Consider the following 22,294-nt stretch of genomic DNA (forward strand, 5'->3'; position numbering starts at 1 on the left):
GACCCTAGCGCAAAGGCAGCCCGGTCCGGAAGCGGATGGCGCTCAGACCGCCGGCTGGGGTGCCGCCGCGCGGCCGCCGCCGGGCAGGAACAGCGCGGCGGCCAGTACCGCCAGGCCGAACAGGGCAAGGACCTGGAAGGTGGCGGCAAAGCCGCCGGCGCCGCCATGCAGCCAGGCGACCAGCGGCAGGGCGCTGGCGCTGGCGGTGAAGGACAGCAGGTAGCGCAGCGCATAGATCCGCCCGCGCCAGCCGGCGCTGGCATAGCGGGCCACCAGCGCGTCGTTGACCGTCACCTGGCCGAACAGGCCGAACATCAGGCCCGCGGCCGGCAGCAGCAGCAGCCAGCCCTGGGCGAAGGCGACGGCCAGCAGGCAGGGCGCCTGCACCAGCGCGAGCGGCAGGAAGACCGCCCGCAGCGACAGGCGGTCGATCCAGCGGCCGACGATCAGCTGCGAGACGGCGCCGAACAGGAACACGGCCGCCACGATCAGGCCCAGGGTGGCCGGGGAGGCGACGAGGTCGGACAGGCGCTCCTGGAACAGCTTCGGCATCGACACCGTGGTCGCGCTGAACGCCACGCCGCCTGCCAGGGTGGTCAGGGCCAGGATCGCGAAGGCGCGCTTCACTGCCGCCCGGGATGGCGCCGCTGCCGCAGCGGCAGTCGGCCCGAGGACGGGCCGCCCGGCGGCCGGCTGCCGGGGCACCAGAAGCAGGAAGGCGAGTCCGGCCGCGATCGCAGCCAGGCCGGGCAGGATGAAGGCCGCTCGCCATCCGGCCAGTTCCACCATCGTCCCGGTCAGCAGCGCGGCGCCGGCAACGCCGACATTGCCCCAGACGCCGTTCAGACCGATCGCGCGGCCGAGGCGGGGCGCGGTGTCGACCAGCAGCGCGGTGCCGACCGGATGGTAGATCGCGGCGAACAGGCCGAGCAGGGTCAGCGCGCCGGCCAGCTGCCAGGGCGACTGGACCAGGCCGGTGAGGATCGCCGCCAGGCCGCTGCCCAGGAAGAAGACCGCCAGCATGTCGCGCCGGTTCCAGCGATCGGCGAGCCAGCCGGCCGGAAGCGAGCCGGCGCCGAAGGCGATGAAGCCGCCGGTCGCCAGCGGCAGGAGTTCCGCGAAGTCCAGGCCGAAGGTGGGGCCCATGCCCAGCACGGCGGTCGGGAAGACCAGCATCAAAAGATGGTCAAGCAGATGGGCCAGATTGATGAAGGCAAGGGTACGGCTCTGCGGCGCCATGACGGTTTCCTCCCGCGACCGGCGCAGCCTAGACTGGCCGGTGAGAGGCTGTATGCCGATTTCTGTCTCAAAGCAGACATTCAACAGAACGGATATTCGGGATGGGCCGGGACATAGCGACCGCCATGCGGTCCGCCGGGCCGATCGACGCCGCTGCCGCGCGCGTGCTGGCCATGGCCGCGGAAGCGGAAGGCGGGCCGCCGGTTGCGGCCATGGCGCGCGATTTCGCACCTGGCCACCGCATTCCGCCGCACCGCCACCGGCGCGCGCAACTGATCTATGCCGCGACCGGCGTACTCCGGGTTTCGACAGCGTCGGGAACCTGGATCACGCCGCCGCAGCGTGCCGTCTGGATGCCTGCCGGGATCGAGCACCGGATCGATATGGTCGGCGCGGTGGCGATGCGCACCCTCTACCTGCGCGCGCCGGCGGCCGCCGCGATGCCCCGGGAATGCGCGGTGGTGGCGGTGCGGCCGTTGCTGCGTGAACTGATCCTGGCGATGGTCGAGGTCGACATGTCGGGCGACACGCCGCCGGCCCGCAGGCGTCGGCGGCTTCTGACCGCACTGATCCGGAATGAACTGCGCACGGTGCCGGTTGTGCCGCTGCGCATCCCGATGCCCGCCGATCCGCGGCTGTCGCGGCTTTGCGCCGCCATCCTGGCGGAACCGGCAGCGGAGCGGAGCCTGGAGGAATGGGGGGCGGAGGTCGGGGCCAGTGCCCGGACCCTGGCCCGGCTGGCCCGTCAGGAACTGGGCATGTCGTTGGGCGCCTGGCGCCAACAGGTGCGCCTGGCGGAGGCGGTCGCGCAGATGGCGACCGGGGAGCCGGTGGCGCGCGCGGCCGCGCGCGCCGGCTATGCCAGCGCCAGTGCCTTTTCGGCGATGTTCCGCCGAGCGCTGGGCACGACGCCGAAGGCGTATCTGCGCGAAGGCGGCGGCAGCGCGGAGCCCGCCGCGGCCGCTCAGTAGGAGCGCAGCAGGCCGACCAGGCGGCCCTGCACCTTGACCCGGTCCGCGCCGAAGATTCGGGTCTCGTATTTCGGGTTGGCGGCCTCCAGGGCGATGGTCTTGCCCTTCCGGCGGAGACGCTTCAGGGTCGCCTCGTTGTCGTCGACCAGGGCCACCACGATGGTGCCGCTCTCCGCATCCTCGCAGCGCCGGATGACCACGGTATCGCCATCCAGGATGCCGACATCGACCATCGAATCACCGGCGATCTCCAGCGCATAGAAGTCGCCGCCGCCGCTCAGCATGCCGGAAGGCACCTCGACCTGGGCCGACAGGTCGCGCAGCGCCTCGATCGGGGTGCCCGCCGCGATGCGGCCATAGAGCGGCAGCTCCACAATCTCCGGCGCCCGGTCGGCGCCGCGGCCGCGCAGCCCCCCATAGCTTCCGGCAGTGGTTCCGGCCGGGGCTCCGGCGGCGGCTCCGGCCTGGGGCAGGCCGCGCACCTCTCCGGTGGCGCCGCCATGCACCAGCCGCGGGGTGAAGCCGTTGCCGCCCTCGACCTCGCCATCTGTGCCCGCGCCATGGACGGGTGCCGCGCGGCGTCCGGCCGGCACGATGTCGGTCGGCAGCTTCAGGATCTCGAGCGCGCGGGCCCGGTGCGGCAGCCGGCGGATGAAGCCGCGCTCCTCCAATCCGGTGATCAGCCGGTGGATGCCGGATTTCGAGCGCAGGCCCAGCGCTTCCTTCATCTCGTCGAACGAGGGGGAAATGCCGGAGACCTTCAGGCGCTCGTGGATGAAGAGGAGCAGTTCGTGCTGTTTTCTCGTGAGCATGTCGGTCCCTTGCGTGCGTTCCTGCTGTCCCGCCGGTTGCCGTCGTCCCGCTCCGTTCCCGGTTCGGCCCATGCCCGGATCCTGGTCGGCAAAGGGGAAATACGGGAACGGAGTGAAAACCCGTGAGAACGTTCTATTTTTGTTTTTGACTCGGGTCAAGCCTTGGCGGCCATTCAATCCGAAATCCTGGCAATATCCGGTGAAATACCCTGCCGGAGCCAAGACTAGGGGTCAGAAACCGTAATCGAATCGGACAATCTCGACTTGCGATCCGGTTGCGGCCGCCGGCGCGTGAGGCGGGCGGCGCACCAGGCACTCGGATTCGGCCAGGAGGCGCAGCATCGACGAGTCCTGCTTGCCGAAGGGGGTGGCGACCCGCTCCCCGTCGGCGGCCGTCTCCAGCCGGGCGCGCAGGAAGTCCTCGCGCCGGTCGTTTGCCGGCAGGTCGGCACCCAGGCGCGCGGTCTCCAGCGGTCCCTCGCGGTCCGGCAGGCCCAGCAGGCGCTCCAGGGCCGGCCGCAGGAACAGCATCGCGCAGACCATGGCGGATACGGGGTTCCCCGGCAGGCCCAGCAGGGGCACCGGGCTGCCTGGCGCGGGGCCCACCCGCGCGGTGCCGAACATCAGCGGCTTGCCGGGCCGCATGGCGATCCGCCAGAAGTCCAGGTCGCGCCCGTCGGCGGCCAGCACCCGCTGCACCAGGTCGTGTTCGCCGACGCTGGCACCGCCCAGGGTCACCAGCAGGTCGCAGCCGGCGGCACCCGCCGCGCAGCCTGCCAGCGCATGCACATCGTCGGGAGCGATGCCCAGGTCCACCGGCGTGGCGCCGAAGCGGGCCGCCCAGGCCATGATGCCGTAGCTGTTGGAGGCCACGATCTGGTTCGGGCCCGGGGTTTCGCCGGGGCGGACCAGTTCGTCGCCGGTCGCCAGCACGGCGATGCGCGGCCGGCGGCGCACCGGCAGCCATGCCTGGTTCATCGCCGCCGCCAGCGCGATGTCGCGCGCGCTCAGCCGGCGGCCGGCCGGCAGCAAGGCCTCTCCCTCCGCGAAGTCCAGGCCCGCGGGCCGGACCCAGCGCCCCTGCGGGCCACCATCGCGGACCTCGACAATGCTGTCGCCGGCCTCGCAATCCTCCTGCAGCACCACGGTGTCGGCACCATCGGGCAGCGGCGCGCCGGTAAAGATCCTCACCGCCTCGCCCGCGGCGAGGGTCCCGGCATGAGCGGCGCCGGCGGCGACCTCGCCGACCTGGGTCAGGCGGGCGGGCAGGCGGGCAATGTCCGCCGCCCGTACCGCCCAGCCATCCATCGCGCTGACGGCGAAGGGCGGCTGCGTGCGGCGGGCGGCGACGGCCTCCGCAAGCACCCGGTCATGCGCGGACGCGAGCGGCAGGAACTCCGCCGTCACCGGCGCCAGCGCCGCGACGATCCGCTGCCGGGCCTCGGCGACCGGCAGCAGGTCGATGGCGCCCCTGGCCATCGTCATTCCGCCTCGAAGGTGCCGGACTTGCCGCCGGACTTGTGACGCAGCCGGACCTCCGTTATGCGCATGCCCCGGTCCACCGCCTTGCACATGTCATAGACGGTGAGGGCGGCGACGGATGCGGCGGTCAGGGCTTCCATCTCGACCCCTGTCGGGCCGGTGGTGCGGCATTCCGCGGTGATCAGGACGCCGCCCAGTTCGGGGTCGCAGGCCAGATCCAGTGTCACCTTGGACAGCGGCAGCGGGTGGCAGAGCGGAATCAGGTCGGCGGTGCGCTTGGCGGCCATGATCCCGGCCAGCCGGGCCACGCCGAGGACATCGCCCTTGGCGGCGCCGCCGCTCTCGATCAGCGCCAGGGTTTCCGGCTGCATCAGCACCCGTGCCTCCGCGACGGCCCGCCGCGCGGTGGCCGGCTTCTCGGACACATCGACCATCTGCGCCCGTCCCTGGGCGTCCAGGTGGGTAAGTTTCTGCTCGCTCACGGGCCAGTCCCTCAGGCGGCGGAGCCGGAGGCGGCTGCGCCCGGCTGCAGGGGGCCGATCAGGTCGCGCACGGCCGCAGTCACGTCGGGCTGGCGCATGAAGCTCTCGCCGATCAGGAAGGCATAGACGCCTGCGCGCATCAGCCGCTCCAGGTCCGCCGGCACGCCCAGGCCGCTTTCCCCGACGGCCAGGACCTCGGGCGGCAGGGCTGGGGCCAGGCTCTCCGCTGTGGCCAGGTCGACCTGCAGGGTCTTCAGGTTGCGGTTGTTGATGCCGATCATGCCGGCGCCCATCGCCAGCGCGCGGTCCAGCTCCAGCCGGTCATGCACCTCCACCAGGACATCCATGCCCAGCGCGCCGGCGGCGGCCATCAGCTCTGCCGCCAGGGCATCCTCCAGTGCCGCCAGGATCAGCAGGATGCAGTCCGCGCCCAGCGCCCGGCTCTCGGCGATCTGGTAGGGGTCGACCATGAAGTCCTTGCGCAGCACCGGCAGGTCGACCGCGTCGCGGGCTGCCGGCAGGAAGGCATCCTCGCCCTGGAAATAGGGCGTGTCGGTCAGCACCGACAGGCAGGCGGCCCCGCCGGCGGCATAGGCCCGGGCCAGAGCGGGCGGGTCGAAATCGGCCCGGATCAGCCCCTTGGACGGCGAGGCCTTCTTCAGTTCCGCGATCAGGGCGGGCCGCCGCTGCGCCGCCTGGCGCGCCAACGCCGCACGGAAGCCGCGCGGCGGGTCCGCGGCATCCGCCCGTGCGCGCAGCGCGGCCTCCGGCACCGCCGCCTTGCGGTCGGCGACATGGGCGCGCTTGTCGGCGACGATGCGTGCAAGAGTGTCCGACATCTCAGCGTCCCTCTCCGCCGCCGGCGCCTTCTGCGGGATTGCCATGGGTGGTCGCGATCAGCGCCTCCAGGGTGCGCATCGCCCGGCCGTCGTCCAGCGCCGCCGCCACCATCTGCGCCCCGGTCTTCAGATCGGCCGCCTTGTCGGCGATCATCAGCACCGCCGCCGCATTCAGGCAGACGATGTCGCGGAAGGCGCCCGTCTCGCCCATCAGCACGCCGCGCAGGGCAGCGGCGTTGCGGGCCGGATCGCCGCCGCGCAGATCCTCCGGCGCGGCGCGGGGCAGGCCGGCATCCTCCGGTGTCACCTCGAAGCGGTTGACGGCGCCGTCCTTCAGCTCGGCGACGATGGACGGGCCGGTGGTGGTCAACTCGTCCATGCCGTCGCTGCCATGGACCACCCAGACCCGCTCCGACCCCAGGTTGCGCAGCACCTGCGCCAGCGGTTCCACCCAGTCGGCGGAGAACACGCCCAGCAGCTGACGCTTCGCGCCGGCGGGGTTGGACAGCGGGCCCAGCAGGTTGAAGATCGTCCGCGTACCCAGCTCGACCCGGGTGGGGCCGACATGCCGCATCGCGCCGTGATGCCGCGGCGCCATCAGGAAGCCGATGCCGGATTCCCACAGCGAGCGGCGCACCAGGCTCATGTCGCATTCGATATTGACGCCGAGTGCCGCCAGCACGTCCGCCGCCCCGGTCTTCGAGGACAGTGCGCGGTTGCCGTGCTTGGCCACCGGCACGCCCAGGCTGGCCAGGACGATTGCGGCGCCGGTGGAGACGTTCCAGGTGCCCTTGGCGTCGCCGCCGGTGCCGCAGGTGTCCACGGCACCCGGCGGGGCGTCGATCGTCGTCGCCTTCGCGCGCAATGTCCGCGCGCCGCCGGTGATCTCGTCGACGGTTTCGCCGCGCACCCGCAAAGCCATCAGGAAGCCGCCCATCTGCGCCGGCGTGGCATTGCCCGACATCATGATGTCGAACGCGGCTTCCGCCTCCGAGATGGAGAGGGTGCGGCCGGTGGCGACCTCGGCGACGAGCTTCTTGAAATCCTCGAGGTCGGCGGTCATGCGAAGACTTTCATGGGTCGGGACGGAACCTTGATGGCGGAAGGAAACGGCCGCCGGCCCGGAATTCGAGGGGGAGCGGCCGGAACAGTAATCAGATCCGGCCGCGTCGCGTCAACATGGCCGCTTTGCCGCCGATTCGCATGCCCATGCACGGGGCCCCCGCGCGGCGACCCGGCTGCGCGCCGCCCGGCCGGCCGCGCACAGTCTCGGTCCGCCGACGGGGAACGTGGGCAGACCGGCATGCGCTGCGCGCCGGTGCTAGAGTGCCGGGATGGCAAAGGGCAGCGGCAACAGGCGCGGCGCAGGCGCGAACGGCAGGACCCCGGGTGGCAGGACCCCGGGTGGCAGGAGCGCGGGCAGGAAGACATCCGACGGTCGCTCTCGCACCGGCGCGAAGGCACGCACCGGTGCCGCCCGCATCCGCTACGGGCTGGCGGCCCTTGCCGCGCTGGTCGTGGTGGTGGCCCTGGCGGGGCTCGGCACCGCCTGGCTGGACCGGGCGCCGGAGCCGGGCGCGGACGGGTTGACCATGGCCGTCAACAGGCCGGCGCCGACGGCGATCACCGGCATCCCGCGGCTGAATGGCCGCGACAGCGAGCCACCGGCCGCACAGGCGGCGCAGGATCCGGACAGGATGGCGGCGGCCGGGGAGGCACAGCCTGCGGATGCCGGCCCGGATGCGATCGGCGACCTGATCCAGCAGCTCGAGCGTGGCGAGGTGCCGCGCGGCAATGCGGAAGGCGCCGACGATGAGGTCCTGGCCGCCCTGCCGCCGGAACCGGAGGAGACCTGGCCGGACCGGGCCGGGCCGTCGGGCGAGGCCGGTTTCGCGCGGATCGCCATCGTGATCGACGATCTGGGCGGCAGCGCGGAGGCGGTCCGTCGGCTGATGGCGCTGCCGGGTCCGGTCACCTATGCCTTCCTGACCGCCAATGCGGGTACGCCGGACCAGGCGCGCATGGTGGCCGCGGCGGGCCTGGACGTGATGCTGCACATGCCGATGGAGCCGCAGGGGGAGCAGAACCCAGGCCCCAACGCCCTGCTGGTGGGCAACACGGCGGAAGAGAATCTGCGCCGCCTGAAATGGCATCTGGCGCGCCTGCCGGGGGCAATCGGCCTGAACAACCACATGGGCAGCCGCTTTACCGCCGATGCCGCGCAGATGCGGCCCGTCCTCGAAGCGGCGAATGATGCGCAGCTGTTCTACCTGGATTCCCGCACCTCCGGCCGCAGCGTCGGCTACCAGGTTGCCCGCGAACTGCCGATGCCGGCATTGCAGCGCGACATCTTCCTGGACCACGACCCGGTGGAAGACACGATCCTCCGGCAGCTCCGCCACACCGAAGCGGTGGCCGCCCGCGAGGGCTCTGCCATCGCCATCGGCCATCCCTATCCGGAGACCCTGGCGGTGCTGGAACGCTGGATGCCGCAGGCGCAGGCACGGGGCTATGTCCTGGTGGGGATCTCGGACCTGGTGCCGGCACGGCAACCGGCCACGGTGCGCAAGACCGGTGCCGCGGCGGCCGGCCTGACGGGGCCGGCGGCACGCAGCGGCGGCGGCCCCCTCGCGAACTGAACGCCCGGCCAACCGAGCACCAGGCCAACCGAGCACCAGGCCAACCATGCGCCACGCCTACCGAACGTCTGGCGGATCGCCGGCGCGGCGGAGAGCCCCCGGACGAACGGAACGCCAGCCTGTCGACTGGCCGGCGAACCGTGTCCGGGGAAGGCCGGCCGCTCAGATGGCCCGGTCCAGCTCCTGCTGGTTGATGGTGACGCCGACCCGGCCGGCGAGGCCCTCCAGGAAGGCTCCGGTGAGATCCTGCCGGAAGCCATCGGACCAGCGCTCCGACAGCCTTGCCTGCAGCTGCTCAGCGGCCTCGTTCCGCTCCACCGGCAGCACCTCTTCGATCCGCGCCACGACGGCGCTGCCATTCGCGATGCTGCCGGTCACGACCTCGCCTGCCGGCGCGGCGAACAGCTTCTCCATCATCGGCTGCCCCCAGGGCAGCCGGGCACCGTCGCCGAAGCGGGTGAAGGGGGCGGGCTCGCTGACCGCAAGTCCGGAGCCGGCGGCGACATCCTGCATGTCGGTGCCGCCGCTTATGTCGCGGGCCAGCGCCTCGGCCTCCTGCATCGCCAGTTCGGCGCGGCGGCTGTCGGTCCAGTCGGCGCGTACCCTGTCCTCGACTTCCTCGAAGCTGCGCAGGCGCGGGGGCGACACGGCGTCGAGCTGTACCACGGTGAAGCCCTCGGCATTGTCGTTCTCGAAAGTCTCCGGCTCGCCGCCGGCCTCCATCCGCCAGAGCTCCCGCCGCAGGGTGGCGAGGCCGGGCACCGGATCCACCGGATTGCCGTCGATGTCGCGGCCGCTGGCATCGATGCCGTCATGACTCTGCACCGGCAGCCCGATGGTTTCGCCGATCTCCTTCAGGCGGGCGCCGCCGGCGATCAGGTCCTCGACCTCGTTGGCAAGGGTGTAGAGCCGGTCGATCGCCGCCTCCTGTGCCAGGGTGTCGGCCAGCTGCTCCCGGGCAGCCTCGAAGCTCGGGGCGCTGCCGTCCTTCACCTCGGTCACTTCCACGACATGCCAGGCCAGGGGTGATTCCATGGCGGGCAGGATGCCCGGCTCGCTGCGCTCGAACGCGGCCGTCGCAACCTCGTCGCCCAGCAGGTCGGCAAGGTCGGCACGGGTCAGCGGGTCCAGCGCCACCGGCGGGGCCGCGCCGGCCTGCTGCGCGGCCGCCTCCAGGCTCGCGCCCTGGGCGACCGCCTCGGAAACGGCGCGGGCCGTCTCCTCGTCGAAGGCCGCGACCTGCCGCACGGTGCGGGTCGGCGGGACGTTGAGGCTGTCCTGGCGATCCTCGTAGGCGGCGCGCAGGGTCTCTTCGGAGATCTCGATCCGGTCGCGGAGGCCTGCCGGGCTCAGGCTGATCCAGCTGACGCTGCGCAGCTCCGGCGCGGTGTAGTCGTCGGGATGCGCATTGTAATAGGCCTGCAGTTCCGATGGCGCCGGCTCTTCGGGCGCAGGCACGCTCTGCTTGTCGACGATCAGGTACGCGACCCGCCGCCGGGTGCCGACATAGTCGACCACGGCCGAAGTGAGGCTTTCCGGCGCGGGGAGTTCGCCGGCGGTGACGGTGCGGGCAATCGCCTGGCCGCGGACCTCGCCGCGCAGAAGGTCGACGAACATGTCCTCAGACAGGCCGCTGCGCACCAGGAAGTCCTGGAACTTCAGCCGGTCGAACTCGCCCTCCTGCGAGGTGAAGGCCGGGTCCTGCAGGATCAGCGCGCGCACCACGTCGTCCGGCGCGCGCAGGTTCATCTGCTGGGCGACACGTTCCAGCAGGATGGTGTTGATCTGCTGCTTCAGGACCTCTTCCGGCAAACCGATCGCCTTGGCCTGGTCCGCATCCAGGCGGCCGCCGAACTGGCGCTGCGCGGCGGCCAGGCGCTGACGGTATTCGTCCTGGAAACTGGCGGTCGGGATCTCCTGGCCGCCGACCTCGGCAACCACCTGCTCGCCGCCGCCGCCGAGATAGTCGCCGATGCCCCAGGTGGCGAAGCTCGCCACCAGAAGCAGCATGAGCGCTTTCACCATCCAGGTTCCGGCGGATTTCCGCAGCTGCTGCAGCATGTATTCTCTCCCCACATCGACGGAACCGGATTGCGGCGCCATCCTGCGCCCGGTTTGTTCCGCCGGTCAAAACGGACCCTGCGTTATATAAAGCCGGGACCGGAATTTGGAGGGGAAGTTGGCACAGAAAGGCAAGGCGGGCTCCGGCAGGCCGCCCGCGAACGACGGCATTCGCCCGCTTATTGCGGGAAACTGGAAGATGAACGGCCGCCTGCCGGCGGCCATGAAGGAGTTCGACCGGCTGCTGCGGGAGGCCGGGCGCGCGGCGGCCAAGGCAAAGGATGCGGCGCTGCCGGAAATCCTGGTCTGCCCGCCGGCGGTTCTGCTGGCGCCGTTCCGCGACGCGATCGCCGCGGCGGATCTGGGCGGCGTGGTGGCACTGGGCGGCCAGGACTGCCATGCCGCGGAAGCCGGCGCCCATACCGGCGACATCGCCGCGGAAATGCTGCGCGATGCCGGCGCGACCCATGTCATCGTCGGCCATTCCGAGCGTCGCGCCGACCATGGCGAGAAGAATGCGACGGTCGCGGCAAAACTGGCTGCGGCGCATCGCGCCGGCCTGGTCCCGATTCTCTGTGTCGGGGAGACCCTGAGCCAGCGCGACGCGGGCCATGCCCCCACGGCGGTGGCGCGGCAGGTGCGGGCGGCGCTGGGCGCGGGCTGCACCGCGGCGAACACGGTCATCGCCTATGAGCCGGTCTGGGCGATCGGCACCGGTCGGACGCCGACGCCGGAGGATGTCGCGGCGATGCACCTGGCGATCCGCCGCACCGTCGAAAAGGCGGTCGGCGCGCCGCGGATGCGCATCCTCTACGGCGGATCGGTGAAGCCCGACAACGCGGCGACCCTGCTGGCCGTGGCGGGTGTGAACGGCGCCCTGGTCGGCGGTGCGAGCCTGCTGGCAAAGGACTTCTGGGGGATCGCAAAGGCCAGCCCGAAGCCGCGCTGAGCGGCGCCGCCGGCCAAGGGTCGCTTGCACGCCGGCCGGGTGGGGAGTAGAACCCGCCCGGCCTCGGTGCGGCGCGGATGGCGCGGCCGGGGCCGATCGCGTGCACCGTCGACCGGTGCGCACCCGATCGACGCATTCCTCAACGGATCGATCCGCAGCCGCCGCTCATGATTACCATCGTCCTGATCCTGCACCTGATTTTCGCCGTGGCCCTGATCGGTGTCGTGCTGCTGCAGCGCTCCGAAGGCGGTGCGCTGGGCATCGGCGGCGGCGGTGGCGGTGGCGGTGGCCTGGTCTCCAGCCGCGGCGCCGCGAGTTTCCTGACCCGCACCACCGGCGCGCTGGCGGCCTGCTTCATCGCAACCAGCCTGGCGCTGGCGATTCTGGCGCAGCAGAGCGCCGGTCCGCCGCGGTCGATCCTGGATGGCGCCGGCGGCGCACGGCCGGCATCGGAGCGCCTGACGCCGCTCGGCAACGACGCGGCGCCCGGCCCGGCTGGCGATACGGGTGCCGGCCAGGACGGTGGCGTGTCCGCGCCGGTATCCGGCGGTGCGGGGACCGGCGGCGGCAGCGAGTCGCTGACCCCGCTGTCGACACCGGACAATTGATCCCGCCGGCCCATGGCGGGCCGGCTCACCGAAAACGAAGGCTTTCCGCGGACATGCAAGCTGCCCGTCGTGCCGGCGCAATGCGCCCTTCTGCCATGCCCGCGGCTTGGGTATAACGAAGGCCCATGGCGCGGTTCATCTTCATTACCGGCGGCGTGGTTTCCTCCCTCGGCAAGGGGCTCGCCTCGGCGGCACTCGGTGCGCTTCTGCAGGCGCGCGGCTATCGCGTGCGCCTGCGCAAGCTCGACCCCTACATCAATGTCGATCCCGGGACGATGAGCCCCTACCAGCATGGCGAGGTCTACGTCACCGATGACGGGGCGGAGACCGATCTGGACCTGGGGCATTACGAGCGCTTCACCGGCGTCGCCTCGAACAAGGGCGACAATGTCACCACCGGCCGGATCTACCAGGACGTGATCGCGCGCGAACGGCGCGGCGACTATCTGGGCGCCACGGTGCAGGTGATCCCGCACATCACCGATGCGATCAAGGAATTCGCGCTCGGCGGGGTCGAGGACGAGGATTTCGTCCTGGTCGAGGTCGGCGGCACCGTCGGCGATATCGAGGGACTGCCCTTCTTCGAGGCGATCCGCCAGGCCGGCATCGAGCTGGGGCCGGCCAAGGCGATCTTCGTGCACCTGACCCTGGTGCCCTACATCGCGGCGGCGGGGGAGCTGAAGACCAAGCCCACCCAGCATTCGGTGAAGGAACTGCGCTCCATCGGCATCCAGCCGACGATCCTGCTGTGCCGCGCCGACCGGCCGCTGCCGCCGGGGGAGAAGCGCAAGATCGCGCTGTTCTGCAACGTGCGGGAGGAGGCGGTGATCGAGGCGCTGGACGTGCGCTCGATCTACGAGGTGCCGATCTCCTATCACGAACAGGGCCTGGACGATCAGGTGCTGCGGGCCTTCGGGATCGACGATGCGCCGCCGCCGGAACTGGCCCCCTGGCAGCATATCCGGCAGCGGGCGCTGCACCCGGAAGGGCATGTGAACATCGCCGTGGTGGGCAAGTACACGGGCCTGCTGGATGCCTACAAGTCGCTGATCGAGGCGCTGGCGCATGGCGGCATCGCCAACAATGTGAAGGTGGAGCTGAACTGGGTCGATGCCGACGATTTCGACCCGTTCGGCAAGGACCGGCACCGGCTGACCGACATGCACGGCATCCTGGTGCCCGGCGGCTTCGGCGAGCGCGGCGCGGAGGGCAAGATCGCCGCCGCGCGCTTTGCCCGCGAGCAGAAGGTGCCCTATTTCGGCATCTGCTTCGGCATGCAGATGGCGGTGATCGAGACGGCGCGCCACCTGGCCCGGATCGAGGATGCGGGCTCTACGGAGTTCGGCGAGTGCAGGAACCCGATCGTCGGCCTGATGACGGAATGGATGCAGGGCAACGAACTGCAGCGCCGCAATGTCGGCGACGATCTGGGCGGCACGATGCGCCTGGGCGCCTATCCGGCGATCCTGGGCAAGGGCAGCCGGGTGGCGGAGATCTACGGCAGCCAGCAGATCTCCGAACGGCACCGCCACCGCTATGAGGTCAACACCCGCTACCGCTTCGCGCTGGAAGGCGCCGGCATGAACTTCTCCGGCGTGTCGCCGGACGGCCTGCTGCCGGAGATCGTCGAGCGGCCGGACCATCCGTGGTTCATCGGGGTGCAGTTCCACCCGGAGCTGAAGTCGAAGCCGTTCGACCCGCATCCGCTGTTCAGCTCGTTCATCCGCGCCGCGATCGAGCAGTCGCGCCTGGTCTGACCGGCCATGGGCCCTGCCGCCGGGCCGCAAGGATGTTTCCAGGAAGGAATCCTTCGATGACAGACAAGCATGTCCGCATCGGCGCGGCCGGCGGTCCCGGCTTCGAGGTCAGCAATGACCGGCCGTTCGCGCTGATCGCCGGGCCCTGCGCGCTGGAAAGCCGCGACCATGCCTTCGACATGGCAGGCGCGCTGAAGGAGTTGACCGGCCGGCTGGGCCTGAACCTCGTCTACAAAACCTCCTTCGACAAGGCGAACCGGACCTCCGCCGGTTCCGAGCGGGGGATCGGCCTGGAGGCGGCGCTGCCGATCTTCCAGGACCTGCGCAGGGAACTGGACCTGCCGGTGCTGACCGACGTGCACCTGCCCGAGCAATGCGCGGAGGTGGCGGAGGCGGTCGACGTGCTGCAGATCCCCGCCTTCCTGTGCCGGCAGACCGACCTGCTGGTCGCCGCGGCGCGGACCGGGCGGGCGGTGAACGTGAAGAAGGGGCAGTTCCTGGCCCCCTGGGACATGCGCAACGTGGCCGCGAAGCTGGCCGATGCGGGCAATGAGCGGATCCTGCTCTGCGAGCGCGGCGCCTCGTTCGGCTACAACACCCTGGTGACCGACTTCCGCGGCCTGCCGATCATGCGCCAGACCGGCTATCCGGTGGTGTTCGACGCCACCCATTCGGTGCAGCAGCCGGGCGGGCAGGGCGACCGCTCGGGCGGCCAAAGGGAGTTCGTGCCGGTGCTGGCCAGCGCCGCCGTGGCGGTGGGTGTGGCGGCGGTCTTCATGGAGACACACCAGGACCCGGACAATGCCCCGTCCGACGGCCCCAACATGGTGCCGCTGGACCAGATGGAAGGCCTGCTGCGGCGGCTGATCGCCTTCGACCGGGTCGCCAAGTCCAGCGCCACGTGACCCGCCGCTGCCGGTGCGATCCGGGGATGCAATTCCGGCCCGGACCGGCTAAACCCTGACCCGCCGGGCCGGCCAAGGACCGGCACCATCCCGACCGAACCGCATGCCAGCGGTCCAGGCGCCGGCACTGCCCGGCTGCGGACCCGTGCGACCGATGCAGGAGTGAGCCATGACCGCCATCATCGACATCTGCGCCCGCGAGATCCTGGACAGCCGGGGCAATCCGACGGTGGAGGTCGATGTCGTCCTGGAGAGCGGCATCACCGGCCGGGCGGCCGTCCCCTCCGGCGCCTCCACCGGCGCGCATGAGGCGGTGGAGCTGCGCGACGGCGATGCCGGCCGTTTCGGCGGCAAGGGCGTGCTGCGCGCGGTCTCGGCGGTGAACGGGGAGATCTTCGACGCGATCTCCGGCTTCGACGCTGCCGACCAGCTGCACCTGGACCGCACCCTGATCGCCCTGGACGGGACCGACAACAAGGGCCGGCTGGGCGCCAATGCCCTGCTGGGGGTGTCGCTGGCGGCGGCCAGGGCGGCGGCGGCGGACCTGGAGCAGCCGCTCTGGCGCTATGTCGGCGGGGTCTCCGCCCGGGTGCTGCCGGTGCCGATGATGAACGTCCTGAACGGCGGCGCCCATGCCGACAACCCGATCGACATCCAGGAATTCATGATCATGCCGGTCGGCGCCGAGAGTTTCGGCGAGGCGCTGCGTGCCGGCGCGGAGGTGTTCCACGCGCTGGGCAAGCGCCTGAAGAAGGCCGGCCACGCCACCAATGTCGGCGACGAGGGCGGCTATGCGCCGAACCTGAAGGATACCCGCAGCGCGCTCGACCTGATCATGCAGGCGATCGCCGATACCGGCCGCAAGCCGGGCGAGGATGTGGTGCTGGCGCTCGACGCCGCGGCGACCGAGTTCTTCGCCGAGGGCAGCTACACCCTGGCGGGCGAGGGGCGCAGCCTCGATGCCGCCGGCATGGTCGCCTATTACGAGGAACTGGTCCGCGACTATCCGATCCGCTCCATCGAGGATGGCCTGGCGGAGGATGACTGGGACGGCTGGACCGCCCTGACGGCGGCGCTGGGCGGCCGGGTGCAGCTGGTCGGCGACGATCTGTTCGTCACCAACACGAAGCGCCTGGCCGACGGCATCGACCGCAATGCCGGCAACGCGATCCTGGTGAAGGTGAACCAGATCGGCACCCTGACCGAGGCGCTGGAGGCGGTCGACATGGCGCACCGGGCCGGCTTCCGGGCGGTGATGTCCCACCGGTCCGGCGAGACGGAGGATTCCACCATCGCCGACCTGGCGGTCGCGACCGGCTGCGGCCAGATCAAGACCGGTTCGCTTGCCCGTTCCGATCGGCTGGCGAAATACAACCAGCTGCTGCGAATCGAAGAGGCTCTGGGCCCCTCCGCACGCTATCCCGGCATCCGCGCCTTCGCGCAGGCTTGAGGCGGAATCTGAGAACTTTCTCTCTAAGCTTTTGATTTTACGGAAGGGCATGCGGGCGGGCCGCATGCCCCTTCTGATTCCCGACGATTCGCATTGACCGGCCGACTCGCCCGTGATTCGATTCGGTCATGCGCTTTCTCGACGATATCCGCCGCCGTGCCACACAGGCTGTCATGCCGGTGGTCTGCCTGGGTGCCATTGCCTATTTCGGCTACCACGCCGTCGTGGGTGACCGCGGCGTCCACAGCTATCGCCAGCTGGAGACGGAGATCGAGATTGCCGAGGCGGCCCTTGCCAAGACGGTGGCCGAACGCGAACGCCTCGAGCGGCGGGTGAACCTGTTCCATGCCGATGGCCTGGATCCGGATCTGCTGGAGGAAGAGGCGCGCCTGATGCTCGGTCTCGTGCGCGAGAACGAGGTCGTGATCCTCCTGCCGCAACAGAACTGATCCCCTGCTTCCGGCCTGCCCGCCGCCACGCGCCATGCTCCGCCCGTCGCGGCCTCGAGTGAGGGTCGCTGCGGCCGTCATGCCGCCGATGCCGTCATCATGCAGTGAAGACGAGGCGTGCATTTCGCGTTAGGGTCCGGTCGCGACGGCAGTGCAGGCGCAGTCCGGCCTGTTGCCCGTCCGGCATCCCGATGGCGGCCGCATGGTCGTGCATACGCAGCCGCGTATACTCCGGGATGCAGTTGCGAATGTGCTGACCGGGAGGGGATCCATGGCGAAAAAGGCCACCAGCGGTAGCGGTTCCAGCCGAAAGGGGACAGCCGGCGGCACCGCGAGACGCAGCGGCGGCGGCCGCAAACGCAGCGCCGCGACGCCGGCGCCGGAAGCCACGGCCGGCGTGACGCCGGAAGGCGAGATCCGCAAGGCCAGCGCCGAGGAACTGAAGACCTACTACCGCGAGATGCTGCTGATCCGCCGCTTCGAGGAGCGCGCCGGCCAGATGTACGGCATGGGCCTGATCGGCGGCTTCTGCCACCTCTATATCGGCCAGGAGGCGGTGGTTGTCGGCATGATGGCGGCGATCCGCGCCGGCGAGGACGCGGTCATCACCTCCTATCGCGACCATGGCCACATGCTGGCCACCGGCATGGATCCGAAGGGGGTGATGGCGGAGCTGACGGGGCGCGCCGGCGGCTATTCCAAGGGCAAGGGCGGCTCCATGCACATGTTCAGCAAGGAGCGGAAGTTCTTCGGCGGCCACGGCATCGTAGGCGCCCAGGTGCCGATCGGCACCGGGCTGGCCTTCGCGCAGAAGTACAACGATACCGACAACGTCACCCTGACCTTCTTCGGCGACGGCTCCGCCAACCAGGGCCAGGTCTTCGAGAGCTTCAACATGGCGGAGCTCTGGCAGCTTCCCGTGGTCTACTGCGTGGAGAACAACCAGTACGCCATGGGCACCTCGGTGAAGCGGGCCTCGGCGGAGACGCATTTCTACAAGCGCGGCGCCAGCTTCAACATCCCCGGCATGGAAGTCGACGGCATGGACGTGCTGGCGGTCCGCGACGCCGGCCGCGAGGCTGTCGAGCATTGCCGGTCGGGCAAGGGGCCGATCATCCTGGAGCTGAAGACCTACCGGTATCGCGGCCATTCGATGTCGGACCCGGCGAAGTACCGCAGCAAGGAAGAGGTGCAGAAGATGCGCACCGAGCATGATCCGATCGATCAGGTGCGCAACCGCATGCTGCACGACAAGCTGGCCAACGAGGACGACCTGAAGGAGATCGACCGCGAGGTGAAGGACCTGGTCGCGGAGGCGGCCAAGTTCGCGCAGGAGAGCCCGGAGCCCGACCCCGAGGAGCTCTGGACCGATGTGCTGCGGCCGGTAGAGGAGCACGCCTGAGATGCCGATCCCGATCCTGATGCCGGCGCTCTCGCCGACGATGACCGAGGGCAAGCTGTCCGCCTGGCTGGTGAAGGAAGGCGACAAGATCGCCGCCGGCGACATCATGGCCGAGATCGAGACCGACAAGGCGACGATGGAGTTCGAGGCGGTCGACGAAGGCGTGCTCGGCAAGATCCTGGTGTCGGAAGGCACCGAAGGCGTGGCGGTGAATACGCCCATCGCGGTCCTGCTGGAGGACGGCGAGAGCATGGCGGATGTCGATCTCGACAGGCTCGGCGATGCCGCGCCGGCCGCGCCTGCCGCGGCGGAGGAGGAAGCGCCGCGCGAACAGCCGGCCGAACCGCCGCAGAATCCGGCGCCGGACGATGCCGCCGATGTCGCTGCCTCCTCCCAGCCGGCGCCGCCGAAGGCCAAGGCCGCACCGGTCGCGCCCGACTGGCCGGACGACGCGAAGCTGGTGAAGATCCATGTCCGCGACGCGCTGCGCGACGCCATGGCGGAGGAGATGCGCCGCGACGAGACGGTGTTCCTGATGGGCGAGGAGGTCGCCGAATATCAGGGCGCCTACAAAGTCAGCCAGGGCCTGCTGGACGAGTTCGGGCCGAAGCGGGTGATCGACACGCCGATCACCGAGCATGGCTTTGCCGGCCTCGGCGTCGGCGCGGCCTTCGGCGGGCTGAAACCGATCGTGGAGTTCATGACCTTCAACTTCGCCATGCAGGCGATGGACCAGATCATCAACTCGGCGGCGAAGACCCTCTACATGTCCGGCGGCCAGATGGGCTGCCCGATCGTCTTCCGCGGCCCGAACGGGCCCGCCGCCCGGGTCGCCGCCCAGCACAGCCAGTGCTACGAGAGCTGGTATGCTCATGTGCCCGGGCTGACCGTGATCTCCCCCTACACGGCAGCCGACTACAAGGGCCTGCTGAAATCCGCGATCCGCAACCCGAACCCGGTCATCTTCCTGGAGAACGAGATTCTCTACGGCCGCGAGTTCGAGATCCCGGAGATGGACGACTTCCTGGTGCCGATCGGCAAGGCGCGGATCGCCCGGCCGGGCAAGGACGTCACCATCGTTTCCTACTCGCTGTGCGTCGGCATGGCGGAGCAGGCGGCGGAGATCCTGGCCGAGGACGGCATCGACGCGGAGGTGATCGACCTGCGCACGATCCGGCCGATGGACCGGGAGGCGATCGTCGCCTCGGTGCAGAAGACCAACCGCTGCGTCACGGTGGAACAGGGCTGGTCGGTCTGCGGCGTGGGTGCGGAGATCTCGGCGATCCTGATGGAACAGGCATTCGACTATCTGGACGCGCCGGTGACCCGGATCAGCGGCAAGGACGTGCCGCTGCCCTATGCGGAGAACCTGGAGAAGCTGGCTTTGCCCAGCGTCGACGAAATCGTGCAGGCGGCGCGCGCCGTCTGCTACCGCTGAGGGAGGCGGAGATGGCGATCCCGATCCTGATGCCGGCGCTGTCGCCGACGATGACGGAAGGCAAGCTCTCCGCCTGGCTGATCAAGGAGGGCGATACGGTCAGCGCCGGCGACGTGATGGCCGAGATCGAGACCGACAAGGCCACCATGGAGTTCGAGGCGGTCGACGAAGGCGTGCTCGGCAAGATCCTGGTGGCCGAGGGCACCGAAGGCGTCGCGGTGAACACCCCGATCGCCGTCCTCCTGGAGGAGGGCGAGAAGATCGAGGATGTCGACCTGGACGCCATGAAGGCGGGAGAGGGCGCGCCGGTCGGCCCGCCGCCGGCGGAAGAGGGCGATAGCGGCGCCCAGGCCGAGAAGGCCCCGGAGCCGGCGAAGGCCGCGGCGGCGACACCGGCCGCCGCCCCGTCTGGCGGCGACGGCAAGGCGCCGGCCGCGCCGAAGGGCGATGGCCGGATCTTCGCCTCGCCGCTGGCCCGTCGCCTGGCGAAGCAGGCCGGGCTGGATCTTTCGGGCATCAAGGGCTCCGGCCCGCATGGCCGGATCGTGAAGCGCGACGTCGAGGGCGCCGAGGCGCAGCCGGCCGCGAAACAGGCTGCCGCCGCGAAGCCGGCGGCCGCGGCGCCGGCCGCCGCCGCGCCGGCGGAGATCGTCATCCCCGAAGGCGTCGGCTACGACGAGGTCCCGCTGTCGTCGATGCGGAAGACCATCGCGCGCCGCCTGACCGAGGCGAAGCAGACGATCCCGCATATCTACCTGACGGTGGACGTGGAACTGGACGCCCTGCTGGCCCTGCGCAAGGAGCTGAACGCGAAGGCGCCGGAGGGGGTGAAGCTGTCGGTCAACGACTTCGTCATCCGGGCGATGGCGCTGGCGCTGAAACGGGTGCCGGATGCCAATGCCTCCTTCGCCGGCGACCGCATCATCCGCTACCACAATGCCGATATCGGCGTGGCGGTGGCGCTGCCGGACAACGGGCTGATCACGCCGATCGTCTTCAAGGCCGATACCAAGGGCCTGGCCGCGATCTCCGAAGAGGTGAAGGAGAAGGCGGGCCGCGCCCGCGAGCGCAAGCTGAAGCCGGAGGAGTATCAGGGCGGCGGCTTCGCGATCTCCAACCTGGGCATGTACGGCATCAAGGACTTCGCCGCGGTGGTGAACCCGCCGCATGGCGGTATCCTCGCCGTCGGCATGGGCGAGCAGCGGCCCGTCGTGAAGGATGGCGCCCTGGCGGTGGCGACCGTCATGACCTGCACCCTGTCTACCGACCATCGGGTGGTGGACGGGGCCCTCGGCGCCCAGCTCCTGGCGGCGTTCAAGGGCTTCGTCGAAGACCCGATGACGATGATGCTCTGAGCGGAGGGGCGCGCGATGGCGGAGACAAGCTTCGACCTGATCGTCGTGGGTGGCGGCCCCGGCGGATATGTGGCGGCGATCCGGGCGGCGCAGCTGGGCCTGAAGACCGCGGTCGTGGAGCGCGAGCATCTGGGCGGCATCTGCCTGAACTGGGGCTGCATCCCGACCAAGGCGCTGCTGCGCTCGGCCGAGGTCTGGCACCTGATCCAGCATGCCGATGCCTTCGGCTTCAAGGTGCAGGGCGCCAGCATGGACCTGGGGAAGATCGTCGACCGCTCCCGCAAGGTGGCCGGCCAGCTGTCCGGCGGCGTGAAGCACCTCCTGAAGAAGAACAAGGTCACGGTGTTCGACGGGCAGGGGGCGCTGGCCGGCAAGGGCAAGCTTGCGGTCACCAAGGACGGCAAGGACGTCGCCAGCCTGTCGGCCAAGCATATCGTGTTGGCCACCGGTGCCCGCGCCCGCACCCTGCCGGGCCTGGAGCCGGACGGGAAGCTGATCTGGACCTACAAGGAGGCGATGGTGCCGAAGGAGATGCCGAAGAGCCTCCTGGTCATCGGCTCCGGTGCGATCGGCATCGAGTTCGCCAGCTTCTACCGCACCCTGGGTGTCGAAGTGACGGTTGTGGAGGTAATGGACCGGGTGCTGCCGGTGGAGGACGAGGAGATCTCCGCCTTCGCCCGCAAGCAGTTCGAGAAGCAGGGCATGAAGATCCACACCGCCACCACGGTCGAGAAGCTGGAGGCGAAGGGGAATGCCGTCACCGCCGTGCTGAAGGGCAAGGACGGCAAGAGCGCGGAACTGAAGGTCGATCGGGCGATTCTGGCGGTCGGCATCACCGGCAATGTGGAAAATCTCGGCCTGGACGGCACCGGCGTGAAGGTCGATCGCGGCCATGTGGTGATCGACGAGTATTGCCGCACCGGCGAGCCCGGGGTCTATGCCATCGGCGACCTGGTCGGGCCGCCCTGGCTGGCCCACAAGGCGAGCCACGAAGGCGTGATCTGCGTCGAGAAGATCGCCGGCCGCAACGAGGTGCATCCGCTGAACCTCGGCAATATCCCGGGCTGCACCTATTGCATGCCGCAGGTCGCCTCCGTCGGCCTGACCGAGGCGAAGGCGAAAGAGGCCGGCCACGAGGTGAAGGTCGGCCGCTTCCCCTTCATCGGCAACGGCAAGGCGATCGCCCTGGGCGAGCCGGAAGGCATGGTGAAGACGGTGTTCGACGCCAAGACCGGCGAGCTTCTGGGCGCGCATATGGTGGGGGCGGAGGTGACCGAACTGATCCAGGGCTATGTCACGGCAAAGACTCTGGAAACCACCGAGGCGGAGCTGATGGAGACCATCTATCCGCATCCCACCCTGTCGGAAATGATGCACGAGTCGGTGCTTGACGCCTACGGGCGGGTCATACACTTCTAGGGCAGAGGCGGCGCCGGCCCGTTGCGGGCGCCGCATG

General features: G+C 70.2%; 19 protein-coding genes. 12 read left to right on the forward strand and 7 right to left on the reverse strand.

The genetic code is table 11. The features are described 5' to 3' along the window. Nucleotides 1-42 precede the first annotated feature (42 nt). The gene (locus ACFOGJ_RS01555; protein WP_379897638.1) at nucleotides 43-1,239 is read right to left on the reverse strand and encodes an MFS transporter; all 1,197 of its coding nucleotides are present in this window, start codon (nucleotides 1,237-1,239) and stop codon (nucleotides 43-45) included. Nucleotides 1,240-1,340: 101 nt separating this feature from the next. Here ACFOGJ_RS01555 and ACFOGJ_RS01560 point away from each other — a divergent pair, with 101 nt between their 5' ends. Beyond that, the gene (locus ACFOGJ_RS01560; protein WP_379897639.1) at nucleotides 1,341-2,210 is read left to right on the forward strand and encodes an AraC family transcriptional regulator; all 870 of its coding nucleotides are present in this window, start codon (nucleotides 1,341-1,343) and stop codon (nucleotides 2,208-2,210) included. On the opposite strand, the gene lexA is transcribed toward ACFOGJ_RS01560, so the two are convergent. The 5 genes from lexA to trpD form a co-directional block, all read right to left on the reverse strand. Then, nucleotides 2,204-3,022 carry a transcriptional repressor LexA gene (gene lexA / locus ACFOGJ_RS01565; protein WP_379897640.1) on the reverse strand — a complete coding sequence of 273 codons (819 nt, stop codon included), beginning with the start codon at nucleotides 3,020-3,022 and terminating at the stop codon, nucleotides 2,204-2,206. The two genes, ACFOGJ_RS01560 and lexA, sit on opposite strands and share 7 nt — an antisense overlap. A 231-nt stretch (nucleotides 3,023-3,253) precedes the next feature. Then, nucleotides 3,254-4,507 (reverse strand): molybdopterin molybdotransferase MoeA, encoded by a 1,254-nt coding sequence (locus tag ACFOGJ_RS01570; protein ID WP_449288563.1) that lies wholly within the window; start codon nucleotides 4,505-4,507, stop codon nucleotides 3,254-3,256. Next, on the reverse strand, nucleotides 4,504-4,986 hold the full coding sequence (moaC, locus tag ACFOGJ_RS01575) for a cyclic pyranopterin monophosphate synthase MoaC (protein WP_379897641.1): 483 nt from the start codon (nucleotides 4,984-4,986) through the stop codon (nucleotides 4,504-4,506). Before moaC ends, ACFOGJ_RS01570 begins: the two co-directional genes overlap by 4 nt. A gap of 11 nt (nucleotides 4,987-4,997) precedes the next feature. Next, the gene (trpC, locus tag ACFOGJ_RS01580) at nucleotides 4,998-5,825 is read right to left on the reverse strand and encodes an indole-3-glycerol phosphate synthase TrpC (protein WP_379897642.1); all 828 of its coding nucleotides are present in this window, start codon (nucleotides 5,823-5,825) and stop codon (nucleotides 4,998-5,000) included. Between the two features lies 1 nt (nucleotide 5,826). Next, complete coding sequence (gene trpD / locus ACFOGJ_RS01585) at nucleotides 5,827-6,888, reverse strand: anthranilate phosphoribosyltransferase (protein ID WP_379897643.1); 1,062 nt, start codon at nucleotides 6,886-6,888, stop codon at nucleotides 5,827-5,829. A gap of 271 nt (nucleotides 6,889-7,159) precedes the next feature. Between trpD and ACFOGJ_RS01590 the strand changes: the two genes are divergently transcribed. Further along, the gene (locus ACFOGJ_RS01590) at nucleotides 7,160-8,464 is read left to right on the forward strand and encodes a divergent polysaccharide deacetylase family protein (protein WP_379897644.1); all 1,305 of its coding nucleotides are present in this window, start codon (nucleotides 7,160-7,162) and stop codon (nucleotides 8,462-8,464) included. Nucleotides 8,465-8,626: 162 nt separating this feature from the next. Here the strand turns inward: ACFOGJ_RS01590 and ACFOGJ_RS01595 are convergent, their stop codons facing one another. Then, nucleotides 8,627-10,525: a peptidylprolyl isomerase gene (locus tag ACFOGJ_RS01595; RefSeq protein ID WP_379897645.1), complete on the reverse strand. Its 1,899-nt coding sequence runs from the start codon at nucleotides 10,523-10,525 to the stop codon at nucleotides 8,627-8,629. Nucleotides 10,526-10,694: 169 nt separating this feature from the next. Here ACFOGJ_RS01595 and tpiA point away from each other — a divergent pair, with 169 nt between their 5' ends. From tpiA to lpdA, 10 genes are all read left to right on the forward strand, one after another. Further along, complete coding sequence (tpiA, locus tag ACFOGJ_RS01600; RefSeq protein WP_379897798.1) at nucleotides 10,695-11,474, forward strand: triose-phosphate isomerase; 780 nt, start codon at nucleotides 10,695-10,697, stop codon at nucleotides 11,472-11,474. 167 nt (nucleotides 11,475-11,641) lie between these two features. After that, entirely contained in the window at nucleotides 11,642-12,082 is a 441-nt protein-coding gene (secG, locus tag ACFOGJ_RS01605; protein ID WP_379897646.1) for a preprotein translocase subunit SecG, read from the forward strand. Between the two features lie 125 nt (nucleotides 12,083-12,207). After that, nucleotides 12,208-13,839, forward strand: a complete 1,632-nt coding sequence (locus tag ACFOGJ_RS01610) for a CTP synthase (protein ID WP_379897647.1) — start codon at nucleotides 12,208-12,210, stop codon at nucleotides 13,837-13,839. 56 nt (nucleotides 13,840-13,895) lie between these two features. Beyond that, nucleotides 13,896-14,744: a 3-deoxy-8-phosphooctulonate synthase gene (gene kdsA / locus ACFOGJ_RS01615; protein WP_379897649.1), complete on the forward strand. Its 849-nt coding sequence runs from the start codon at nucleotides 13,896-13,898 to the stop codon at nucleotides 14,742-14,744. A gap of 169 nt (nucleotides 14,745-14,913) precedes the next feature. Then, nucleotides 14,914-16,194 (forward strand): phosphopyruvate hydratase, encoded by a 1,281-nt coding sequence (eno, locus tag ACFOGJ_RS01620; RefSeq protein WP_379897650.1) that lies wholly within the window; start codon nucleotides 14,914-14,916, stop codon nucleotides 16,192-16,194. 128 nt (nucleotides 16,195-16,322) lie between these two features. Beyond that, nucleotides 16,323-16,643 (forward strand): FtsB family cell division protein, encoded by a 321-nt coding sequence (locus ACFOGJ_RS01625; protein WP_379897651.1) that lies wholly within the window; start codon nucleotides 16,323-16,325, stop codon nucleotides 16,641-16,643. A gap of 271 nt (nucleotides 16,644-16,914) precedes the next feature. Then, nucleotides 16,915-18,045, forward strand: a complete 1,131-nt coding sequence (gene pdhA, locus ACFOGJ_RS01630) for a pyruvate dehydrogenase (acetyl-transferring) E1 component subunit alpha (RefSeq protein ID WP_379897652.1) — start codon at nucleotides 16,915-16,917, stop codon at nucleotides 18,043-18,045. 1 nt (nucleotide 18,046) lies between these two features. Further along, nucleotides 18,047-19,483 carry a pyruvate dehydrogenase complex E1 component subunit beta gene (locus ACFOGJ_RS01635; protein WP_379897653.1) on the forward strand — a complete coding sequence of 479 codons (1,437 nt, stop codon included), beginning with the start codon at nucleotides 18,047-18,049 and terminating at the stop codon, nucleotides 19,481-19,483. An 11-nt stretch (nucleotides 19,484-19,494) separates the two neighbouring features. Further along, nucleotides 19,495-20,838, forward strand: a complete 1,344-nt coding sequence (locus tag ACFOGJ_RS01640) for a pyruvate dehydrogenase complex dihydrolipoamide acetyltransferase (protein ID WP_379897655.1) — start codon at nucleotides 19,495-19,497, stop codon at nucleotides 20,836-20,838. Between the two features lie 15 nt (nucleotides 20,839-20,853). Next, nucleotides 20,854-22,257, forward strand: coding sequence for a dihydrolipoyl dehydrogenase (gene lpdA / locus ACFOGJ_RS01645; RefSeq protein ID WP_379897656.1), 1,404 nt, complete (start codon nucleotides 20,854-20,856; stop codon nucleotides 22,255-22,257). Nucleotides 22,258-22,294 lie beyond the last annotated feature (37 nt).

The sequence above is a fragment of the Marinibaculum pumilum genome (genome assembly GCF_042646425.1).
Classification (GTDB): Bacteria; Pseudomonadota; Alphaproteobacteria; order Ferrovibrionales; family Ferrovibrionaceae; genus Marinibaculum; species Marinibaculum pumilum.